Source organism: Neptuniibacter marinus, from assembly GCF_001597725.1.
Lineage (GTDB): Bacteria > Pseudomonadota > Gammaproteobacteria > Pseudomonadales > Balneatricaceae > Neptuniibacter > Neptuniibacter marinus.
This window is the reverse complement of record NZ_LUTR01000005.1, coordinates 35,955-51,768: the sequence shown is the minus strand read 5'-3', so window position 1 is coordinate 51,768 and position 15,814 is coordinate 35,955. Positions and strand designations below refer to the sequence as shown.

General features: G+C 41.5%; 17 protein-coding genes. 9 read left to right on the top strand and 8 right to left on the bottom strand.

What is annotated here, in order from left to right:
* Positions 1-293: 293 nt before the first annotated feature.
* From A3774_RS06010 to A3774_RS05995, 4 genes are all read left to right on the top strand, one after another.
* Positions 294-2,504, top strand: a complete 2,211-nt coding sequence (locus A3774_RS06010) for a GGDEF/EAL domain-containing response regulator (protein ID WP_067864703.1) — start codon at positions 294-296, stop codon at positions 2,502-2,504.
* Positions 2,501-3,925, top strand: a complete 1,425-nt coding sequence (locus tag A3774_RS06005; protein WP_067864700.1) for a sensor histidine kinase — start codon at positions 2,501-2,503, stop codon at positions 3,923-3,925. Before A3774_RS06010 ends, A3774_RS06005 begins: the two co-directional genes overlap by 4 nt.
* Positions 3,926-3,929: 4 nt before the next feature.
* Positions 3,930-4,451: a sensor histidine kinase gene (locus tag A3774_RS06000; protein ID WP_067864697.1), complete on the top strand. Its 522-nt coding sequence runs from the start codon at positions 3,930-3,932 to the stop codon at positions 4,449-4,451.
* A 337-nt stretch (positions 4,452-4,788) separates the two neighbouring features.
* A complete protein-coding gene (locus A3774_RS05995) occupies positions 4,789-5,499 on the top strand; it encodes a P-loop NTPase family protein (protein WP_067864694.1) in 711 nt (236 codons plus the stop codon).
* A gap of 50 nt (positions 5,500-5,549) precedes the next feature.
* Here A3774_RS05995 and A3774_RS05990 read toward each other — a convergent pair whose 3' ends face one another.
* A complete protein-coding gene (locus A3774_RS05990; RefSeq protein WP_231867951.1) occupies positions 5,550-5,813 on the bottom strand; it encodes a hypothetical protein in 264 nt (87 codons plus the stop codon).
* Between the two features lie 155 nt (positions 5,814-5,968).
* Entirely contained in the window at positions 5,969-6,292 is a 324-nt protein-coding gene (locus tag A3774_RS05985) for a hypothetical protein (protein WP_067864688.1), read from the bottom strand.
* A 188-nt stretch (positions 6,293-6,480) separates the two neighbouring features.
* Here A3774_RS05985 and A3774_RS05980 point away from each other — a divergent pair, with 188 nt between their 5' ends.
* Entirely contained in the window at positions 6,481-7,752 is a 1,272-nt protein-coding gene (locus tag A3774_RS05980; RefSeq protein ID WP_067864685.1) for a DEAD/DEAH box helicase, read from the top strand.
* Between the two features lie 129 nt (positions 7,753-7,881).
* On the opposite strand, the gene A3774_RS05975 is transcribed toward A3774_RS05980, so the two are convergent.
* Both A3774_RS05975 and A3774_RS05970 read right to left on the bottom strand, forming a co-directional pair.
* Positions 7,882-8,076, bottom strand: coding sequence for a hypothetical protein (locus A3774_RS05975; protein WP_067864682.1), 195 nt, complete (start codon positions 8,074-8,076; stop codon positions 7,882-7,884).
* Between the two features lie 287 nt (positions 8,077-8,363).
* Entirely contained in the window at positions 8,364-9,272 is a 909-nt protein-coding gene (locus tag A3774_RS05970) for a hypothetical protein (protein WP_067864679.1), read from the bottom strand.
* Positions 9,273-9,546: 274 nt separating this feature from the next.
* On the opposite strand from A3774_RS05970, the gene rarD reads away from it, so the two are divergent.
* Both rarD and A3774_RS05960 read left to right on the top strand, forming a co-directional pair.
* Positions 9,547-10,458, top strand: coding sequence for an EamA family transporter RarD (rarD, locus tag A3774_RS05965; RefSeq protein ID WP_067864676.1), 912 nt, complete (start codon positions 9,547-9,549; stop codon positions 10,456-10,458).
* Between the two features lie 102 nt (positions 10,459-10,560).
* Positions 10,561-11,364, top strand: coding sequence for an ion transporter (locus A3774_RS05960; RefSeq protein ID WP_067864673.1), 804 nt, complete (start codon positions 10,561-10,563; stop codon positions 11,362-11,364).
* 89 nt (positions 11,365-11,453) lie between these two features.
* Here A3774_RS05960 and A3774_RS05955 read toward each other — a convergent pair whose 3' ends face one another.
* A complete protein-coding gene (locus A3774_RS05955; RefSeq protein ID WP_067864670.1) occupies positions 11,454-12,104 on the bottom strand; it encodes a glutathione S-transferase in 651 nt (216 codons plus the stop codon).
* A 14-nt stretch (positions 12,105-12,118) separates the two neighbouring features.
* Positions 12,119-12,508 carry a YkgJ family cysteine cluster protein gene (locus A3774_RS05950; protein ID WP_067864667.1) on the bottom strand — a complete coding sequence of 130 codons (390 nt, stop codon included), beginning with the start codon at positions 12,506-12,508 and terminating at the stop codon, positions 12,119-12,121.
* A 119-nt stretch (positions 12,509-12,627) separates the two neighbouring features.
* Between A3774_RS05950 and A3774_RS05945 the strand changes: the two genes are divergently transcribed.
* Positions 12,628-13,407 (top strand): lipoate--protein ligase family protein, encoded by a 780-nt coding sequence (locus A3774_RS05945; protein WP_067864664.1) that lies wholly within the window; start codon positions 12,628-12,630, stop codon positions 13,405-13,407.
* A gap of 189 nt (positions 13,408-13,596) precedes the next feature.
* Positions 13,597-14,997, top strand: coding sequence for an FAD-binding oxidoreductase (locus tag A3774_RS05940; protein ID WP_067864660.1), 1,401 nt, complete (start codon positions 13,597-13,599; stop codon positions 14,995-14,997).
* 29 nt (positions 14,998-15,026) lie between these two features.
* Here A3774_RS05940 and A3774_RS05935 read toward each other — a convergent pair whose 3' ends face one another.
* On the bottom strand, positions 15,027-15,458 hold the full coding sequence (locus tag A3774_RS05935) for a hypothetical protein (RefSeq protein ID WP_067864657.1): 432 nt from the start codon (positions 15,456-15,458) through the stop codon (positions 15,027-15,029).
* Positions 15,459-15,469: 11 nt separating this feature from the next.
* Complete coding sequence (locus A3774_RS05930) at positions 15,470-15,766, bottom strand: hypothetical protein (protein WP_067864655.1); 297 nt, start codon at positions 15,764-15,766, stop codon at positions 15,470-15,472.
* Between the last annotated feature and the right edge of the window lie 48 nt (positions 15,767-15,814).

The following is a 15,814-nucleotide window of genomic DNA, read 5'->3' as shown; positions in this document are numbered from 1 at the left end:
TTGCGGAATACGGGATTCTACTTTTTCATCGGGGATGCTGTGCCCTCACTATTCTACCCATTGTGATCTACGTGTTTTATTAAGGTCGGTGTTTTGCAAATGAAAAACAACCATCACCACCTGATAAGCAAACGCTTTCGCTTTACCGATAATGTCTATTTTTGAAGGGCGAGAAAATATACCTTAAAAACAGAAGGTTAGAAAATGAAGCTCTTTCTTGTTATTAACATTCATTGCAAAATCATAGTATTAAGCTAAGCTTCGAAGCAGTTGACTAGAACAAAGGATTATTCATGTCAGAGTTAGAATTATTCCATTTTTCTGAAAATTCTACTGTTAAAAAAACCACTGTAACGCCATGGAAAGTGCTAAGTGTTGAGGATGACCTGACTTATCAGGCATCACTGATTTATAGCCTACAAGATTTAGTTGTTTATGAACGTCCCGTCGAAATATTAACTGCAAATTCAGTGAGTGAAGCGGCTGATATTATCTCCCGCAATAGTGACATCAGTGTTATTTTACTGGATGTCGTTATGGAAGAAGATGATGCCGGTTTGAGGCTTGCGAGCACGATTCGCGAGGTTTTAGGTAATTCAGCGGTGCGTATTATCTTGGTCACGGGCCAACCAGGCATGGCTCCCCGCCATGAAGTAATGGCTAAGTATGATATAGATGAATATTGGAATAAATCAGACTTAGCTCGGGATACCCTGCATACGGTTGTGAGTAGCCATATTCGCACTTGGCGCTATCTCTCCGAGCTTATTCAAGCTAAGCAAGGACTACAGATGGTTGTTGATGCCGCACGAAGCATCAGCAGCAAGCAAAACCTAGTAAGCTTTACCGAAACTGTGCTCAATGAGATTGAGCGTATTATTGGTATCAAACAAGGTGGTATTGTTTGCTTTGCTTACCAAGGTAAACAGTTTTCCTCTAATGCTCGAGTGCTAGCCGCGAGCGGCGCTTATAGCGGCTCCACCCATAAAGCATTATCCGAGCTTAATTTAGATGAGTATTACCCTGGCTTTGTTTGCGCAGCAGAAAAGCGTGGTCACCTATTTGGCACGGATTCCTCTATTCTCTATTTCGATACGCCTAATATTGATCAAAAACACTATATTGTCTTGGTTCACTCCAGAGAGCGGTTAACCGATGGCCATATCAATCTACTGCAAGTATTTAGCGAGAATATTAGCAGTGGTTTTACCGCCGTTGCGCTGGTTAGCCGACTAACCAACCTTGCTTATAAAGATCAAGTACTTAAATCTTATAACCGAAATTGGCTGTTACGTGAGCTATCAGCAATGACTAAGGAGGAGAAACTTGAAAGTCGGTTGATGATTGTTGTCGTCAATGACTTTACCGGCATGATGGTCACTTTTGGTGAGCATTATTGCGAAGACCTATTGACCGCCTTGTTGCTTAATATCCATGGGGTTTACCCTAAAGACTTAATCGCCCGTACTGGCGACTGCACTTTCGCTATCTTATTCAATAAAAAAAGCATACTAACAGAAGAAAAGCTGTCACATATGATTGATCAGCGGCTCACACTCAACAACACTATTCACAGACTCCGGCTTACGGTAGCAAGGATCGATTTAAGTTTACTGACTGAGGTTAAAGCCGAACAGATATTGCAGTTATCAGAATCAACCGCAAATATGGCACATATTAAAGGTCAGCGGATTATCGATTATGAACCCGAAATCATGAGGTCGATCACCGCCAGCCATCATCTACTGATGGACCTTCATGCTGCGATTGATAATCATGAGTTTTTTATCGTTTTACAGCCGAAAGTTAATATGAGAAGTGGTAAAGCCACAGGTTTTGAAGCACTCTTACGTTGGCAAAAACCGGATGGTCAAGTTATTCCACCGGACCGTTTTATTCCTTTAGCCGAAACCGCAGGCTTAATTAGCCATTTAGATATAGAAGCCGCAAAGCAAACGATTGAAGCGGCAATCTTACTTCAGAAAGCTGGCTTTGATCTCCCTATTTCATTTAACGCCAGCTGCTCAAATCTGCATCATAAAGATTATGTTAGAACTGTATTAGATATGATTGGGCGCAGTGGTCTTGATGGCCACCTGTTAGATATTGAGGTCACTGAATCCCAAGCCATGTTGAGTTACGAGCAGATAAACCCAACCTTAAAACAGTTTTCTGATCTGGGGCTCGGGGTGAGTATTGACGATTTTGGCACAGGTTACTCTTCCCTTGCTCATGTGGCTTATCTAGAAGCGACGACATTAAAGATCGATAAAAGCTTTATCGACCATCTGGGTGAAAATGACGCTGGAAACCATGTGGTTGAAATGATACTTCATCTTGGTGAACAGTTTGGTTTTGCTGTTGTAGCCGAAGGTGTAGAAACTGAACTTCAACGCCAGTATTTATTGAACCGAGGGTGCTACGTAGCACAGGGCTATTTATTCGCACGTCCTATGTCGGTAAGTAAAGTTATTGACTGGCTAAACACGCAGCAAACGACATGAACTCGTCTAAACCTCTCAGGGGGAGCACACATTTAGATGAGGTTCATATATGGTTTAATAAATTTAACCACAAACGCCTTCTTTTTGTTTCGGCGCTAACGGTCTTTGCCCTACTCAGTAGTGTGATGCTCTACACTAAGATCAAAGATGAGCAAATTGACCAACTAAGGGCGTTGCATGAGGAGCAGATTACACTCGCAGTGATCGATATAAATAGAGAACTGGGTGATATTCGTAACACCTTACGATTACTATCAACCGATAGCGATCTTTTAAGTAGCTTGTCTCTGTTTAATACGCTGAATCAGCGAAGATTAAAAAACGTTTTTAATCAGTTTGGTAATGCCGTTGATCACCTTTTACAGGTACGCTGGCTGGATGCTAAGGGACATGAAAAAGTTCGAATTAACATTAATAATGGCGCTACCCAAATAGTACCCGATAATGCTTTACAAGATAAAAGTCACCGTTACTATTTTAAAAATGCAATGGAGGTTTTTCCACCAGAAATCTATATATCACCTATAGATTTAAATATTGAAAATGGCCAGATTATTAAACCTTTCCAGCCGGTATTTCGCATTGGTTTTCAAACCACAGAACGATATGGGATGCGACACGGCTTATTGATGATCAACTACGATCTCACAACCCTTATTGAGAAGATCCGAGCACTGAGCACTCCTGAATCTGAGGTCATGCTAGTTGATGCCTGGGGAAACTGGTTGTTACATCCCAATCAAGAAAAAGAGTGGGGCTCTGCCTTACAGCAGCCAGATAATAATCTAAAACATAAAGCCCCCCTGCTTTGGGAATATATTAACAAGGAAAAAAACAGCATTCTTGAGCCTTATGACGGCGAGCTAATCAGCGCGCGTCTAATCAGTCTCTCCAGCGAGAGCTCCCCAGCGGTTGCGGAAAGTATTTATATGATTATCCGTACACCAACCGATAAAGTGACTCAAATTGAATGGTGTGCGGCTAAGCCGGCTTTAGTGGTTATGATATGCATCATGCTGATTGGTGGGAAAATATTGTTCCGCGATTTCGCTATGCAAAAAAACCTAAAAACATTAACCAAAACACTGGCACGAGAAAAACATGAATTGAAACAGCTTAACCATGAGCTCGATAGTGCCTTATCCCAACAGCAGTTATTACAAAATGAATTAGTTGAAACTCGGAAGCTATCCTCTTTAGGAATGATGGTGGCTGGGGTTGCCCATGAACTTAATACCCCCGTTGGCGGTGCCTTAATTTCCACATCAAGTCTACAAAGTTTCCAACGTTCGCTTAAGCAATCTATAGATGATGGCTTAACGAGGCAGGCACTTGATGACTATGTTGAACACACAGAAGAGGGCTTGGCTCTCGTTGAAAACAATCTTAAAAGAGCCGCGGCTTTAATTAAGAGCTTTTAAGCGGTTGGCGTTAGATCGTGCGAATGAGGAAGTTATTCAGTTCAACCTTGATCAAGTGGTTAGTGATTTGCTCTGCACCCTAACGCCTAAGTTAAGAAATTCGGGTACCCATGTTGTTAATAAAGCGAATAGAGACTTAGTACTCACAGGCTATCCAGGTGTCGTATCACAGATATTACAAAACTTAATTATCAATGCGATCACTTACGGAACCGAAGGAATGCAGCAAGGAGAAATAACGTTACAGACAGAACTTAGTGAAGAATGGGTTGTGTTATCGGTAAGCGATAATGGTAAGGGAGTTTCCCCTGAGCTAAGAGAGTGTTTGTTTGATCCTTTTGTGACAAGTGGTCGAGGTATAGGTCATACAGGATTAGGCTTGCATCTTGTTCATCAGTGGGTGACTCAACTAATGCATGGTCAGATTAAAATGGAGTCTCCGCCTGAAGGAGGTACTCGTTTTGTGATTCATCTTCCAATAAAAATTGCGGCGTCGAAGGGTTTAAACACAGGAAACAATGGCTGAAAATTATGTTTCCATATGATTTTATATCTTATTAGTTTTCTGCAACCTTATGAAAAACAAGTGTTTTTATATTTAGTTATGATGTTCTACTTATTGACTGGAAATTTTCATAAAATCCAAATAATGACAGAGTAATATGATCTTTTGAGTGCGGTAGGTTTTGAGCTATTTAGGTGCGATATTTTTTATCCGCTGCACTATCAAAAAGCATGTAGACTGCCTAAGTAACCTAAACTGGAAGTTAAACCACTATAAGCGCGTTTTTTTGCTTGGCCTAATGATTGCTAATATTTACTCTAAATAATGACGTTAAAGTCCCTTTTAAGGAATAGCTAGAATGAGCATGATTCATTTTGTAGGTGGTGAAAAAGGCGGCGTAGGTAAATCCGTTCTTTCCCGTACCTTATCGCAATATTTTCTTGATAATGATATTGCTTATGTAGGTTTAGATGCAGATCAATCCCATCCCACGTTAACCCGTTATTACGACGGTTACACACGCCCTATCAATCTTGACCTATTTGAAAGTATCGACACGATCATGGAGATCGCTATGGAGCAGGATGTCCATCTGTTGATCGATCTACCTGCTCAAAGTCAGCGTTTTCTAGAAAGCTGGATAGAAGAGAATGATGTATTATCACTGTGTTCTGAAATGGGCATTGAGTTAGTTTACTGGTACACCGTAGATGGTGGACCGGACTCTATTAATTTATTAGATCGGTTCCTTGCTAAATACAACGCATTAATGAACTGTATCGTCGTTAAGAATTATGGCTGCGGTAATGATTTTAGCGGTATTGAAGCATTACCTCATTTTAATAGCGATCCTCTTAAAGCTCCTGTTCTACGTCAAATGTCCCTACCCGCGCTCCATGAATCAACGATCAATAAAATTGATATGTTAGGCTTAAGCTTCTGGGGTGCTATTAACGTTAAAGACAGTGAGTCTAAGCACCTTAGCCTAATGGAGCGACAGCGCAGTAAGGTTTGGCTTAAAAAGAGCTATGCTGCGATTACGGCTGCTTTAAAAGGCATTACGAGCTAAGGGTTTACCAAACCGGTAGTGATGTCACTTTGAATCGGACAATGAGAAGTCTAAAGCACATAGCCTTTGATTTGCCCGATTCTTCTCCAAGCCAATTCATGGAATGGTTGAAAACGTTTAGTGGTCAGTACTCGTAGGCAGTCTGATTCAGACCATTCTGATGCGGATATATCCATAATCCGTGCGTCCTGTTCCCTCCTCTGCTTTGCCTTGCGTTCTGATGCGGACATTGATTCAGAGAATAGCGGTTTACGTCCTCGTCTTGCTTGGCCTGTTATCGCTGAGGAGGATTGATGCGATTTGGGGTTGCTCATGTAAATCATCTACTCCATTGCTTATATTTGTGACTGTCACGAATATAGAGATAGTAGCATGATCTAGTATCAAGTATAGGCAAGGCTGAGCCTCAATAAGGCTCGTAAGGTTACAGATAGATCTGACTTATAGAGAATTTAGCGGGTAAAAGCGCTTAGCGACTAAAATATTGATCAATAATTATGGGGAGTTGTTCGAAGACGGCAGCTTCAAAATCCTCAATATGTTGATCGAATATCGTAAAGTATCGGGCCGCTTGTGCACGACTAAGCATTTTTCCATTGATAGCATAGTCAATTTCAGGAAGTGTCTTATCGCTTCGTGGGGTCAAGTTCCAATCAATAAAATCTGAATGCAGGGCTTTTAACCTTTTATGGGCCAACAGACAGAACTGATCTATATGGGAAACACCCTCTGGACCTAAGCAGCCAGCTTCTATACGAAAGTTAACCGTGAGCTGTGTCTGGGTTATTGTCATTTATTTACTCTTATTATCTAAAAAATATCCCACAACCGTCATTACTATAGATTATTAAACGGTCATTTACCTATTGTGACTTTAGCTATAGTTGATCTGGTTAAGTTAGCTATAACTTAATCGATTAAATTACTTTATAATTCCCGCTTTTAGCGACTCGCGCCTAATGCGCATATTGAGAGAGATATATGAAGTTTACCGCCTTAGATCTTGCACCTGCTATCCAGCAAGCATTGGATGATTGTGGTTATGAAGAGATGACCCCTATTCAGCAGCAAGCCATTATCCCTGCGCGTCGCGGAAAGGATCTCTTAGCTAATGCTCAAACAGGTACAGGTAAAACTGCTGCATTTGCACTCCCTATTTTACAAAAACTGCATGATCAGCCTAAAGAGCTTAATGCTACGCAAGCCCGGACTGTAATCTTAACCCCAACACGCGAACTTGCCCAGCAACTTTTTGAAACAATCTCTCGTTATAATAAGTATTTAGATTTACGTATCATCTCGGTTTACGGCGGCACAACCCTTGATACCCAGAAAAAGAAATTGCGTAACGGCACAGATATCCTAATCGCCACACCCGGGCGTTTGTTAGAACATATCACCGCCTGTAATGTTTCTCTGGCTCAAACAGAGTTTGTCGTCTTAGATGAGGCTGACCGCATGCTGGATATGGGCTTTGTCAGTGATGTGTTGACCATTTTGGAAAAAAGCGCCAAGAAACGTCAGACCATGCTTTTCTCGGCAACCTTATCTAGTGCAGTGCATACTCTATCCCGTAAAATTCTGACCAGTCATGAGACCATTAGCGCAGCCAAAGCCAATATTACTGCCGATACCGTGGATCATGTTGTCTATCCGGTAGAAGAGAAACGTAAAGCGGATCTATTTGCTAAATTAATTAAAAAGCATAGCTGGTTTCAAGTATTGGTTTTTACCAGTACTAAAGGTCAGGCCGATGAGCTAATGAAAGACCTGAAGTTTGACGGTATTGATGCGGTCATTTGCCATGGAGATAAAAGCCAAGGGGCTCGCCGCCGTGCGGTTGCTGATTTTAAGGCCGGTAAAGTACAAGTGCTTGTAGCAACTGAAGTAGCCGCCAGAGGACTTGATATTAAAGGCTTAGAGCATGTGGTCAACTACAACCTTCCCTACTTAGCGGAAGATTATGTTCACCGTATTGGCCGTACAGGTCGTGCAGGCGCTAAAGGCCAAGCGATCTCTTTTGTCAGCCGTGAAGAAGAAAGCGCTTTAGATAATATTGAGCGCTTTATTGGTGCGAGCATCCGTCGCGTCTACGTGCCGGGCTTTGAAGTAGGTAGCCGTGAGGGGTTGCGTAAACGAATCAGTAAAAAAGGCCCTAAGAAACGTGTTAACAAAGCATCACGAACAAAAATTATCGGTCAAAAATCAGCGAAGAAAAACAATGCGATAGGGAGTGCTAAAAAGAAACGTTGATTTAGAGTGCTCAGCTGACTCTCTGGCCTTGCTGTAACTGAATCAGAATACTGGAATTGGAAAAGAGCGATACGATATGAGCCGATCGCTCTTTTTTATAAACAGGTTTTTGCGTACAGGGTATCTTGTTTAATGAAGTTCTGAATTATCCATTGTCCCACGCTTCATACTGCGTTCGACAAAATAGTTATCCGAATCCTGTTTTTTGCGTTTGCTCTTTCCTGCCCTCTTCCTTGAATTCAATCCAGTGTTTGGCTTTTTAAAACCATGATCAAAATCATCATCGTCAAACGCTATCTCGCCTAATCTTAATTTGCTGCTCATTACCTTATCCTGATTTTTTTGTTTTCCAATGCTTGCTGTTGTTTACAGACAACCCTATGGAAACGTTTTTTTATGAACAAATTATTAAAAAAGATTAAAAAATAAGTTTAATCATTTGCCAGTATAGAGTATCTCTACGATTAGACGAATATCTTTCATCAAAAGATTTTAATAAAAATAGGGGCTAAATTAAGATCTAGACAAGGCCTTACCTGTCGATGTTTTATTTATGTAAAGCCGAGCCCTGAGGCTAGTATTTATAGGGCCTCAGGACTATTTTTTCTACATTACAGGTCAGCCATAATCGAGCGTACTTTTTCAAGGTAGACGGTCTCAGGTAGTGCGCCTGTATCATATAGAGCTTGAAGCTTACGTAAGCGCCCTTCAATGACACTCTCGCCAGCAATCGGCGCATTCGTCTTACCAACCCTTTCCTGCTCCAGCTTGATAATACGTGCTTCGAGTGCATCACTTGATTGAGCCTGCTGAGCTTCTGTTAGGTACTTTTCATCCGCTCGCTCTTTGTTTTGCTTAATAACCGCATAGGGGTACTCTCGTTGCATATCGACCGATAACCAGTCTGTCCGGTTATTGACTAGCTCTGCGCCACTAAAGCTTACCAGCTGCCACTCGTGGGCAGTTTCGCCTTGAATCTCGCCATTACTTAAATCATTTTTAAGACGACCATAAGTGCCGGTGATACCTGTACGTAGTTTTTCTGCTAATAAGTCTGCATGCATCGCTCCGATAAGCAGGTTCAAGTGGTTATCTTTGATAAAGACTGTGCCGCTAATAGATAATCTTTTCCGGCCTATGTAGGCGGAGCGAAAGTCTGAGACTGAAAAGGTAATAACTTCATTCGATTTTACCTGCTTAAAAGCCTGATTGAGCTTATGACCTAATAAATCTATTTCACGGTCAGTAAAAACTCGGACGAGTACCTCATCGCTATCATCCCATATAGAATCACTCGGATTATAAGTGCTATTTTTGACTTGAACATGGCTCAGTAGTCTTGCGATAGTCTCAACCGAAATATCCTTTGGGTGGTTATTATTATTTGCTCCACTTAGTGTGCTAATGGCAATATAGTCGGCCTGTTTTTTCCAGACAATCTCTGGTGTCGCTTGAGCAGGAATTGCAATTAGTAGCAGTAAAGACAATAAAATGAATGGTTGGTATGTTTTATTAATCACGGCGTCTCCCCTTTATTTTTGTCGTTGTAGGGGAATAAAAAAGCAAAAATCATGCCTCTACCTACTCGCGATTTTTCGGCCTTTTTGGTGACTTAATTGGCCAGACTCTCATAAGTGCAACACTCTGTATCATTAAAAATGACCCATAACGTGCCAATACTAATTAAACTGTGCCCCCGTAACAGCTTATGCACTTTAAGCGTAGTAACCACATAGAATTTATCGTTACATGCCAGAGCTGTTCCACTGACTATCTTTTAGGAATACATACTTGATGGACATACAGTCTAGATCTGAACAACTTCAAGGGATTTATTTTGCCAGTGCAGCCTTCGTTATGTGGGGGTTTGTTCCTGTTTATTTTAAATTGGTAAGCCAAATTTCACCGCTTGAGGTGTTAGCACACAGGGTACTTTGGTCTGTCGTTTTTTTGATACTGTTTATTATTGTTACTCAGCGTACGCGTGAGATTTTTCAGTTATTTAAACGGCCACGAATCATATCCGGTTTGGCGCTATCTGCAGTGGTCATTGCCATTAATTGGTTAATCTTTATTTGGGCCGTAGGTCAAGGAAAGATCGTAGAGACTACATTGGGTTATTTTATTAACCCTTTGATAAATATACTGTTTGGAATGATATTTTTTAACGAGAGACTTAGAGCGGTTCAATGGATCTCTATTGGTTTAGCAACTTGCGCTGTTGCTTATCAAGTGTTTCTACTTGGCGAATTACCTTGGATCGCATTAACTTTAGCCTGCTGCTTTTCTGCTTATAGCGTGCTTCGTAAGCAGATTCCGGTCGACTCGGTAAGCGGTTTGTTAATTGAAACATTGTGGTTGCTACCTATCTCATTAGTGTACATGGGATGGCTTTTTAGTCAGGATCAATTCCAGATTCTGAGTGCTGATACTCATATGGTGTGGTTACTACTGTTCGCGGGCCTCGTAACAAGCTTACCTTTGCTCGCTTTTGCATCAGGAGCGCGCCGCCTTAGCCTGACACTGATTGGTTTATTACAGTACATAGGTCCTAGTATTGCATTCCTGATTGCGGTTTTTTATTACCATGAGCCTATGAATGGACAACGCTTAGTGCCTTTTGTACTTATTTGGATCGGTTTGGCTATTTTTAGTGCTGAAGGAATCCTTTTTCAGCACCGTAAGCATAAACAGGTAGTTTTGTAGCGAATAGTTCTTAAAAGCTGTTTAAAATAGAGCAGTTTTACGACTACCTTTTGTTTCAAATTCACAGTACAGTGCTGCAAAATTTATCAGTTATGTGAAATTATGATGAATATTGAAACTCTACAATCCCGTTTTTTTGAAATTAGAAGCAACAAGGCCTTTGAGCTTTTCGTTGTCGCCGTCATACTTTTTTCCGCCTTAGTTATTGGCGCAAAAACCTATGATATACCTACACATATACTTTCAATCATTGTCTGGTTAGATCGTGCAATTACAGCTTTCTTTTTTATTGAGCTGACAATACGGTTTATAGGTGAACCTCATAAGAAAACTTTCTTCAAAAATCCATGGAATGTTTTTGACACCCTGATTGTTGTGGTCAGTATTATTCCTATTCAAGACAGTGAAATGGCATTGATTGGGCGCTTAATTCGTATTTTCCGAGTTTTACGTATGGTGTCGATTGTCCCTGAATTACGCTTGCTACTTAATTCTTTAATTAAAGCACTGCCACAATTGGGCTACGTCATCTTATTGATGTTTATTATTTTTTACATCTACGCTGCGATTGGCTCATCATTCTTTGTCGATATAAATCCGGTTTTATGGGGCGATATATCTATTTCAATGCTGACGCTCTTTAGAGTGATGACCTTCGAAGATTGGACCGACGTTATGTATGAAACGATGGAGGTCTATCCTTTTAGTTGGTTCTTTTACCTAACCTTTATCTTCTTAACCACCTTTGCTTTTTTGAATATGGTGATCGGTATTGTGGTCAACGTAATGGAGAATGAGCACGCTGAAGAAGCTAAAGAAAAAGCCATCGCCGATGGGGATCTTACAATAGAGGATCTGTCTCGCCAGATAGCCGAGCTTAAACAGCTGATAGAACAGCGTAAATAAGCGACCCTATCACCAGCCTATAGCGAATAAACAAGCCCGCTAGAGATAACTCTAGCGGGCTTTTTTGTTTTATCTATCACGGGGACCCCTTATGGAAATAAGGTGACGGGATCACCTAACGCCCAAAGGGGGTATTTGCGCATAATATCGACAAATAGCTCAGAGGCTTTGAAGTCCGTTAACCAGCGTTGCAAATGGGGATATGGGGTGGATTCAAACCAGGTTAGATCCACATGGGCACATTGTCTTATAAATGGCACTAATGCCATATCAGCTAAAGTGATCTGATCTGTTACTAAGTATCCCTTGTTGGCTTCCAATAGGGACTCTAATGTTTTGAACCAAGCTTCACATTGGTTCCGATAGAAGGTTTCCGGTTGTTCTGGGTATCGATCTGCATACTTGTAACGATCAAGCCAAGGCTTAAACGATTCATCATTTTGTGTAATCAATGACTCAATCGCTGGGATATAAGGCTCAGAGTACCAGTCATTAGGATCATGTTGAGCTAATGCCCAGCGCATAATATCAATACTTTCATCAATCACTTCGCCACTCGGTAGCTGTAAAACGGGGACCGTGCCTTTAGGAGAGATCGCTAGCATCTCTTCTGGCTTCTCACGGAGTACAATTTCACGTAGCTCTAGCTTCGCACCACTGTAGGCTATAGCGAGCCGAGCTCGCATTGCATAAGGGCAGCGACGAAATGAGTATAAAATAGGCAGCTTAGTCTCTGTCATTATCTTTGCTTAGTCTATTTAGGCTGGTATGCGCAATAGTTTGGTTTAGGGCCAACCATTGGGTGTTTACGACAGGTATCCGGTCTATTTTCGTAGATGATACACAGACGTGTTTTTTGTTCTAAATAGATGCAATCATCATTGGCATAACGTGATAGCGTATACACTTCGGTCTTGTTATTAAAATGACCAACGATCCCCTCTTTCATCAACCGCTTGGCTAAACGTTTAGGTTGTTCATGGGCGTCAAACTCATCAAGTACCCCCATTCGAACAAGATCAGCAAAGCGAACTTCTACCGGCAGGCTACAGCATGTTCCGCGGCAGGATTGACACATTTTGCTTTTGTACTTTACCCATGTCTGTAAATCATCGACATTAGCGGCTGGAATTGGTCTTGTCATCTTGATTACTTAATCGTTCTACTGGAGTTTAAGGCGCGATCATAGCATTATCTAATCACTGAACAAGTCTTATAGCACCGCTATTCTATATATCACTTTGTAAGGAGATTAGATCACCTATGGGTTTAGATAAGGATTTTCTCGATATTTATCGCAAACAGTCCCGTTGGCGTCTTATTGATGAACCTATTGCTGATAGTCCTCAGGCGGCCTTAAAAAGAGATAGCGAACTGCTTAAAGAGGTGGCTTGTGGTAAGCGAGGGGCAACAGCTCGTCTCTGGGAGGTTCCTCAGTGTTTAGTTGTAACAAGGAAGGAAACACGCTTTCCTACGTTTAATCAGGCTTGTGAGGCACTACAGAAGCAAGGATGGCCTGTGATTGTCCGTGATAGTGGTGGTACGTCGGTACCTTTGCACCCAGGTATTATTAATTTCTCAATTATCTTTCCTAAAACAGGCGATGATGATTTTGATCTTGATGATATATATATGGCCTTGTGTGAGCCGATTAAAAGAGCCTTGCTGCAGTTAGGCCTTTCTGCAGACTATGGAGAGACTCCAGGCTCTTATTGCGATGGACGCTATAACCTGAATGTAAATGGATTAAAAATCACAGGGACCGCACAAAGGATCATGGTTTCCCCTGCTAATACAAAAGCGATTAAACAAGCAGTTTTAGCGCAAGCGATGCTGATGGTTGAGGCGGATGCTATTGCGGGCACCCACCAAGTGAATAAATTTTATACTTTGGCGGGGAATGCGCGTCAGTTTGATCCTTTAGTTGCCACCAGCATCCAGGATCTATTAGCTAAAGCGCAAACAACCAGATCTTTAGTCTCACTGACCACCACAATGCGAGCATTGATCTCGGAAGAGTTTAATTTACTTCTCTGCAATTAAATCATCATATTTTTGTCATATAGAGCCCATATAATTTACCCATGTTCAAGGATAAGTAACGACGGACGGGCAACGGACTGCCATCCCACTTAACGTCACTCTTCTAAGTGTTTTTCCTCCCCTACTTTAATCATTTTAAGCTTCCTGATTTAATAGCAGAACATTAACTTAGATATAGAAGCGACACCTATGCGTGCAATCAAGCCTTATTCTCAAGCTGACCTTAAAAAAGTTATTAATGAGCTGGCGACTACTTTCGGTGATCGTATTCACTTATCACAGATCGTACGAGAGCAGCATGGAGGTGGTGATGACAGCTATGGCAATCTTCCCCCTGATGCGGTGATTTACCCCTTTAGCACAGAAGAGGTCGCTCAGATTGTTACACTTTGCAATAGATATAAGATTCCGGTTATCCCTTTTGGCGCAGGCTCTTCCGTTGAAGGACATTTACTTGCGGTCAAAGGCGGAATATCGATCGATCTATCTGAGATGAATCAGGTTATAGAAATTAATGCGGCCGATATGGATTGTCGTGTTCAAGCAGGTGTAACCCGAGAGCAACTAAATACAGCGCTGCGTTATGATGGGTTGTTTTTCCCCATAGATCCCGGTGCTAATGCATCCATTGGGGGAATGGCATCCACTCAAGCCTCAGGCACTAATGCGGTTAAGTATGGAACAATGAAAGATGCGGTTATTGGCTTAACCGCCGTTGTAGCTTCCGGTGAGATTATTAAAACCGGTTCGCGAGCAAGGAAGAGTTCTGCCGGCTATGATCTTACACAGCTACTGGTAGGCTCTGAAGGCACCTTAGCGGTAATTACGGAGGTACAGTTACGTTTACATCCCGTTCCCGAAATAATAAAGGCTGCAGTTTGTAGTTTTGATACTGTGGCAGCGGCAGTCGATACTGTGATTAACGCTAGGCAGACGGCTATCCCTATGGCCAGAATTGAATTACTTAATAGTCTGCAAATGCAGGCCTGTATCCAATATTCAAAATTAGAAGGGTTTGAAGCAAAACCGACTCTTTTTATCGAATTTAATGGCACAGAAAAGAGTGTGGCTGAGCAAATTAATTTATTTAAAGATATAAGCGGTGAATTTGGAGGCAGTAAGTTTAAATGGGCAGAAACAACAGAGCAGCGCAATCTACTTTGGAGCGCCCGTCATCACGCTTATCATGCGACTCAGCAGTTACAAGCCAAGAGTAAAGTACTTACAACCGATGTTTGTGTGCCTATATCTAAATTGGCAAAAAGCATATTGCAGGCAGAGCAAGATGCTGAGGCAAGCGGACTGCAGTGTACTATTGTTGGCCATGTTGGGGATGGTAACTACCATCTATTGATAGTGATGGACCCAACTAGCCGTGATCAAGTTGAGCAGGCTAAACAGTTATCATCTCAGGTAGTTAATACCGCACTTAACTTAGGTGGAACTTGTACAGGTGAGCATGGTATTGGCTTAGGTAAAAAGGAGTTTCTAAAGTTGGAACATGCAAGATCAATAGAGATTATGAAAACGATAAAAATGGCCTTAGATCCCAAAAATATTATGAACCCAGGTAAAATATTCGACCTATAGGCTTATTCATACACTCTTATCATCGTTATCTAGGCTGGTGGGGGCTCTAACCACACTCGCCATGTTGTTGAACCGTTAACCTGTAAATAATAGCGTCCGGGCTGCTCTAAAATATAACTATCCTCTCCGCCTCCGCCGATATGAAGGTTTTCAACAACATCGCCCTCTTCGTTATAAATAGCCATAACAAAGATAGAACCATCGCTTTGAAAGCGAATTTGAGTGGGTTCAGTGAGAGTAAATAGCTCAGTTTTGAGTGTATGCTTACCTGAGAACTGGGGCTCATTGTTACCCATTAAATCCTCAATAACTAAACTGTCATAGCAATTAAGCCGCTGATACTGATCCTCGATAATTTTACATTTATTAAAGGCTTTAGTAATAGGGTCTGCATAGAGGTGCGCACTTAAAGAGCTCGTTAAAACGAATCCTATTATTGGCGTTTGCCACTTGCTTTTCACAGTCAATCTCCTCACTCAGCGCTTTGTAATAATTTAAGGCTGTTAAACTGTTTAGCTTCTGTTTTGATCTTACAGCTTCGCTCATCTTCGGCGTTACTACAGGTAACTTGTAGACCATCGGGGTAATGGCTTAGGTTTTTACAGGAGATAAAAAACTCAATACTTCCATCAGACCGTTCAGTGCGAAGAAGGTCGTTTTTTATACAATCAGATTTCATCGCGACAAGGCGAATTACTTGATAATCCTGTACCGCAGCATGCCCCTCAATAACATAAAACGCAATCAGGATAGATAATAATTTACGCACGATTATTGGCTCCCTCAAATAATATGAAAAGAGCTTAACATTAAAGGT